At 66.5% G+C, this 2669-nt stretch carries 2 protein-coding genes; both read right to left on the bottom strand.

Annotated features, from left to right (window positions below; genetic code table 11):
- Positions 1–28: 28 nt before the first annotated feature.
- Positions 29–2137 (bottom strand): acyl-CoA dehydrogenase, encoded by a 2109-nt coding sequence (locus P2Q66_RS10330; RefSeq protein ID WP_275727789.1) that lies wholly within the window; start codon positions 2135–2137, stop codon positions 29–31.
- A 48-nt stretch (positions 2138–2185) separates the two neighbouring features.
- The coding region (locus P2Q66_RS10325; RefSeq protein ID WP_275727787.1) for a TetR/AcrR family transcriptional regulator at positions 2186–2669 on the bottom strand (484 nt) is incomplete at its 5' end.

Here is a 2669-nt window from a genome sequence, read left to right as displayed (position 1 = left end):
AAGTCCTGCACCTGCCGGCCAGGCCCGGTCACTTGGTCCGGCCGGCCGCTGTCCTGGCGATCAGCACCTTTTCGTCGACCGGGGACTGTCCACTTGCCCGCTGGCTCCGGAAGTGGGCCCTTGCCTCGTCCTGGCGTGTCTTCTCGGCGCCGGTGGCGATGGCGGCGCGGACGTGGTCCTCGCCGTACCCGAAGGCGTCCACCAGGTCCAGGGCGTGCGGGCGGATCTTCACCAGCAGCCTGTTGATGTATTCACCCACGGTGCGGCCCCGCTGCATGGAAAGGCGGCCGTTCATCAGGTACCAGGAAAGGTTTTTCTCAATGAGGGAAAGGCCGAAGAGGTCACGCAGCCAGGTCAGGACAGTCCTGGTTCCGGGGTCGGTCACGTCGCGGAGCGCGTCCGTGAAGGCCTCCCACTGCAGCAGTTCGGCGTGCGCCTGCGCGGCGTCAATCAGTTCATTCTGGTGCCGGTTGAACAGGGCGGCTCCCTTTTCGTGGGAAAGCCGGTTGCTGCCCTTCAATGCTGCGCCGGCCTCGGCCACCATGGTCTGCACCCTGTCGGTCAGCAGGGCGCGCTGGCTTTCCTCGTCACGCAGGGCAATGGCGGCTTTCTGGACCGAGCCGTTGTCAGCAACAAACTGCGCCACCTGGCGCAGGCCGGTCCGGTGGATGGCAGCTCCGGTTGCCTGGCCCACCACATAGCGGGCCAGCACGCCGAAGTCGACGCTCCGGAATTCCCTGGCGTAGTCGGCCAGGAGGCGTTTGGCCACGAGCTGCAGCAGGACGGTGTTGTCGCCTTCGAATGTGGCGTAGACGTCCAGGTCCGCCCGGAGCGAGGCGAAGCGGTTCTCGATCAGGAAGCCGGCCCCGCCGCAGGCCTCCCGGCACTCCTGCAGGGTATCCAGGGCGTGCCAGGTGCTCAGCGGCTTCAGGGCCGCGGCCAGGGTTTCCAGGTCCTGGCGGTCCTCATCGGTGTCGTGTGCTCCGGAGAAGACGTCGTCGAACTTCTGCAGGAGCTGCTCGTGGGCGAAGCCGGCCGCGTAGGTGGTGGCGAGGCGGGTGAAGAGCCGGCGCTGGTGGCGCTGGTAGTCGAGCAGGACTTCCTCGTCGGTGTGTGAGGAGGCGTTGAACTGCCGGCGCTCTGTGGCGTACTGGATGGCCGCCTTCAGGGCAATCTTGGACGCGGCGACGGCGGCGCCATCCAGTGAGACACGTCCCTGAACCAGGGTCCCCAGCATGGTGAAGAAACGGCGGCCGGGGCTGGCGATGGGTGAGGAGTAGGTACCGTCCGCGGCCACGTCCCCGTAGCGGTTCAGGAGGTTGGTCCGGGGGATCCGGACGTGGGTGAAGTGGAGCCTGCCGTTGTCGATGCCGTTGAGGCCGCCCTTGATGCCGTCATCTTCACCACCGATGCCGGAGAGGAATTCCCTGGTTTCGGGGTCGCGGAGGTCCACGTAGAAGGCGTGGACCCCGTGGTTGACGCCCCGCGTGATGAGCTGCGCGAACACCACGGCGCCCAGGCCGTCGATGGCGGCGTTTCCGATGTAGTCCTTCCAGGCGGCGCGGAAGGGGGTGTGGACCACGAATTCCCCGGTGGCGGGATCGTAGGTGGCCGTGGTGGCGATGCTGGCAACGTCGGAGCCGTGCCCGGTTTCCGTCATGGCAAAGCAGCCGGGAATTTCCAGGCTCATGATGCCCGGAAGCCACTTGGCATGGTGTGCCCCCGTTCCTAGGTGCATTACCGCCGAGCCGAAGAGGCCCCACTGGACGCCGGCCTTGATCTGCAGCGACGGATCGGCGACCACGAGCTCTTCGAAGCCGGCGATGTTGCCGCCGTGGTCGTCACTGCCGCCGAGGGCGGAGGGGAAAGCGCGGTGCACGGCGCCGTTGTCCACCAGGTACTGCAGCTGCCCGGATACCCTTGCCCGGTGGTCCGTGTGGGTCAGTCCCTCGGTCTTGTGAAGTTCAGGACGTGCGGCCAGGTCGCGTGCCTGGAGCCGGACCGCGGCCCATTTGCCCAGCAGCTGTTCGCCGAGGGCATGGACGTCGACGGCAGGCTGGGCGGAGCCGGGAACCAGGCTTGGTGCGGTCACGGGGGAATGCCCCTTTGCGGCGGAGCGATCCACTACTTCAGTCATGTCAATGTCCTTCGTTGGTGCTGACAGGGGCTTGTGGTGCGGGAGTGTTCAGGTTCGGGGGGCAGGCGACAGTTCGGGGGCGATCCCGACGCACAGCCATGCGGTGATCTGCAGTGCCATGGCTTCCTGGCCGGGTTTGGCGGGGGAGTCCGGAGTGCTGAGCCATTGTTCGCCCGCGTTCCTGACCAGTCCGATGGCGGCCTTGGGCCAATAGCCGATAACGGCTTCCTTGCCGTCGCCCAGGTGGGAACGCATGGGGGTGGCAATCATGTCCGCAATCGCATCAAAGAAGTGGCCCAACGCGCCGGAGTTGGGGGAATCTCCGGATTCCCCGGAGGTGGAGCGGGTGACAAAGGTGTAGACGTTGGGGCTGGTGTCAGCCATCTGCAGGTACGCCGACACCATGGCCAGCAGCCCTTCGCGTGGGGTCAGGGCGTTCTGTGCCGCTTCCTGGATGCGCCGCTGCATCTGGCTGAGGACCACTTCACCCACAGCCTGCTGGAGGCCGGCCTTGTCCCCGAAGTAGCGGTAG

The organism is Arthrobacter sp. Cr_A7 (assembly GCF_029222765.1).
Lineage (GTDB): Bacteria > Actinomycetota > Actinomycetes > Actinomycetales > Micrococcaceae > Arthrobacter.
This window is presented reverse-complemented; position numbering and strand designations above follow the sequence as displayed.